Source organism: Candidatus Rokuibacteriota bacterium (assembly GCA_016209385.1).
In the GTDB taxonomy this organism is placed as follows: Bacteria; Methylomirabilota; Methylomirabilia; order Rokubacteriales; family CSP1-6; genus JACQWB01.
Genome location: JACQWB010000099.1, coordinates 1 through 2,751, shown reverse-complemented (window position 1 = coordinate 2,751; position 2,751 = coordinate 1). Strand labels below are relative to the sequence as shown.

Annotated in this window: 5 protein-coding genes; 1 reads left to right on the top strand and 4 read right to left on the bottom strand. The window is 64.8% G+C overall.

The features are described 5' to 3' along the window. Positions 1-9: 9 nt before the first annotated feature. Entirely contained in the window at positions 10-447 is a 438-nt protein-coding gene (locus HY726_06735; GenBank protein ID MBI4608683.1) for a F0F1 ATP synthase subunit epsilon, read from the top strand. A 64-nt stretch (positions 448-511) separates the two neighbouring features. On the opposite strand, the gene HY726_06730 is transcribed toward HY726_06735, so the two are convergent. From HY726_06730 to HY726_06715, 4 genes are all read right to left on the bottom strand, one after another. Beyond that, complete coding sequence (locus tag HY726_06730; GenBank protein MBI4608682.1) at positions 512-661, bottom strand: hypothetical protein; 150 nt, start codon at positions 659-661, stop codon at positions 512-514. 386 nt (positions 662-1,047) lie between these two features. Next, positions 1,048-1,254: a hypothetical protein gene (locus HY726_06725; protein ID MBI4608681.1), complete on the bottom strand. Its 207-nt coding sequence runs from the start codon at positions 1,252-1,254 to the stop codon at positions 1,048-1,050. A 525-nt stretch (positions 1,255-1,779) separates the two neighbouring features. Next, a complete protein-coding gene (locus HY726_06720; GenBank protein ID MBI4608680.1) occupies positions 1,780-2,130 on the bottom strand; it encodes a DUF5615 family PIN-like protein in 351 nt (116 codons plus the stop codon). Beyond that, positions 2,127-2,354: a DUF433 domain-containing protein gene (locus tag HY726_06715; protein MBI4608679.1), complete on the bottom strand. Its 228-nt coding sequence runs from the start codon at positions 2,352-2,354 to the stop codon at positions 2,127-2,129. Before HY726_06715 ends, HY726_06720 begins: the two co-directional genes overlap by 4 nt. Between the last annotated feature and the right edge of the window lie 397 nt (positions 2,355-2,751).

The following is a 2,751-nucleotide window of genomic DNA, read 5'->3' as shown; positions in this document are numbered from 1 at the left end:
TGAGGGGCGATGGCCGAGGCGAGGCTCCGGTTCGAGCTGGCGACCCCGACGCGGTTCATGGTCAGCGCTGAGGCCGACGAGGTCGTGGCCCCGGGCGCGGAGGGCTACTTCGGGGTCTGGCCCGGGCATGCGCCGTTCCTGACGACGCTGGCGAGTGGCGAGGTCGCCTACCGGAGCGGTCGGGAGGTGCGCGCGCTGGCCGTGCACGGGGGGTTCGCCGAGGTCAGCGGAGACCGCATGATCATCCTGGCCGACCTTGCCGAGCACCCCGAGGAGCTCGACCTCGTGCGCGCCCAGCGCGCCCGGGAGCGGGCCGAGCAGCGCCTGGCCGGCAAGACGCAGGACGAGATCGACTATACCCGCGCCCTGGCAGCGCTGGCCCGGGCCCTGGCCCGCCTCCAGGTCGTCGGCCGCACCCTTCCCGGCGCCGGGCTGGGAGTTGCCTAACGCTCCGTGTAACCTGCGGTGGGCGCGAGCGGGCCTGAGATCAGCATGAGCCGGTCGCCGGCCGTCAGGGTCGCACGACGGCCCACGGCGCGCTGGAAAACGCCAACACGGACATGAACGCCGCATCAACGTAGTCCCTGGGGTCCCCGGTGTAAGGCGCGATCAGGCTGAGGCCCATCGCCGCCACCGCGAACGTTACGGCCCGGTGACTCACTCACCATCCTTCCGGTGGCTTGGTCGATGGGCTTCAGAGGGTCGGTTTCCCTCGCCCCTGCCATCCGAGTTACGGGGCTCTGGCTCTTACCCCGGCGGGACTGACTGCTGCTGAACGCGTCAGCTTTCTCTGGACGCACGGTTGATCACAAGCTCAAAGGGCGTGGGCTGCTCGACGGGCAGCTCGCCGGGAGGCGTGCCCCGAGGCAGGTCATCGGTCTCGAGGAGGTCGATGATGGCGTCTGGTCCATCCACTTCTGCAACGTCCTTCCGGCGCGCGTCGATGAAACTGACTACATCATCCGCGCTTGACTTTCAGCAAGGGTTACTCATGTTCCCGGTTTACTCTGTTACCGATCTTCCCGGTTGCTCACCCTTCCCGCTGCCTCAGGCACTGGCTTTCAACTCGCCAGGGTGAAGGGAGAGGCACTCGCGGACCTCCAGCTGCATTCGGTCGATCTCCGCCAGGAACCCGGACGCCGAGCGGTGGTAGTTCGCCGGGTTCGTCTCCACCTGGCGCAGATGAGCCACTTGGCTCTGGAGATGGCGGATCCGCTCCAGGGTAGCGTTGAGCTCTTGATCGTTGGCAAGCATGATGCTTCCCGCGGCATGGCTTCGACGATCCCCCGCCGGCCACCGCCGCGCTTGACTTGCCAAAATTCTATCGCGGCCTGCTCGCCCGGCCAAGCGGCCAGATGCCGGACCCAGAACACGCTCGCGCCGAAGTTCGCTTGCGCGGCGGCATGGTCGAAGAGCAGCTGAGCTTCGCCGCGGAGATGGGACACGTCGAAAGTGTCCGCCATGAGCAGGAACACGTCCACATCGTTGGGCTCGAGCTTGTTGGTGACGAACGATCCGAAGACCACGAACCGCTCCACGCGGCCGCTCGCTTGAGCCACGCCGTAGACGCGGGCGAGACGGAGGGCCAATGCCTTCCGCTGCGCTGAGCCGATACCGAAGCGGTCCAGGGGCTCACGCAAGGATGCCGGATGCACACCGGGTGGGAGCTCACCGTTCTCACTCAGCGGTGGTAGCGCCACAAGGGTGTCCGTTCTCGCCCGTGGCTAACGGGTGGCCGCTGAGCGGCTGCGCGTCAGCGCGGTCCGTTCCAGCGGCGCGTTAGACCGCAGTCTCAGCCAACGTAAGAACGAGGAGGGACGCCTCCGTGTCAGCCTCAAACGCTTGGATCTGTCTGCGCTGAGTTCGCAGGAAGCGAAGGATGGATTCCGTGCCGGCGTTGCCAACCGACAGCCAGATGACCTTGGGCGGAGCGCCGTAGAGGAAACTGAGCTGTCGAAAGTCGTTGTCTTTTGAGACGATGGCAAAACCCTCGTGCCGGGCCTGTTCCCAGATCGCCTCGTCTGTCGCACCCCGCAGGCCGAGCGTGCGGATATGGGTAGTTCCCGGATACTCCGGTTCGAGAGCTTGGACGAGCCTGGGGCTCAGGTTCTCATCGAGAAGGAGCTTCACCCCGCTGACGAACTCGTAAGCCGGCGTTCACGGCTGGCAGCGAAGGCCAGGCAGGCATGGATGTCTTCCGCTGTGATGTCAGGGAAGTCGGCCAGGATCTGGGCTTCGGTCATGCCGCCAGCAAGATATTCGAGGATGTCATACACGGTAATGCGGGTTCCCTTTATGCACGGTTTCCCGCTCCGAACCCCGGGAGTAACCGTAATGCGATCTTGCCAGCGCATGGCCATGAGTGTAGCCTCACTTGGCGGACCGTGCAAGCGCGTCTTGGGCGCGGTCTAACGCTTGAATTAAGCCTGAATCCGGCGCCAATGTTGGTACGCTGGCTCGCGAAGACCCATTCCGATGCCGGCACCCGTGACGATTTCGCCGTTGAGCGAAAGCTACTTTCTCATTAGCTTTCGCTCACTCAACCTTGCGGTCGTTTTCGCGGCAGCAGCGGCCCGGTCTGTCGGGTCTCGCTCCTGCTGTCGACGCCGGATTCAGGTTAAGCCGCGCCGCGAAGCGGCGTCGGCTTGAATGAATTGTTAGGCGGCTGCGCGCAAAAGCCCGCAAGTACATCCGCCCGTAGCCTAAGCTGATTGAAATGGCGTGTAGACCTGCACCGGCGAATCCTTGAGC

Coding starts and splice junctions, on each gene's coding strand:
- HY726_06735 (MBI4608683.1), top strand. CDS start 10: ATGGCCGAGGCGAGGCTCCGGTTCGAGCTGGCGACCCCGACGCGGTTC.
- HY726_06725 (MBI4608681.1), bottom strand. CDS start 1,254: ATGCTTGCCAACGATCAAGAGCTCAACGCTACCCTGGAGCGGATCCGC.
- HY726_06715 (MBI4608679.1), bottom strand. CDS start 2,354: ATGCGCTGGCAAGATCGCATTACGGTTACTCCCGGGGTTCGGAGCGGG.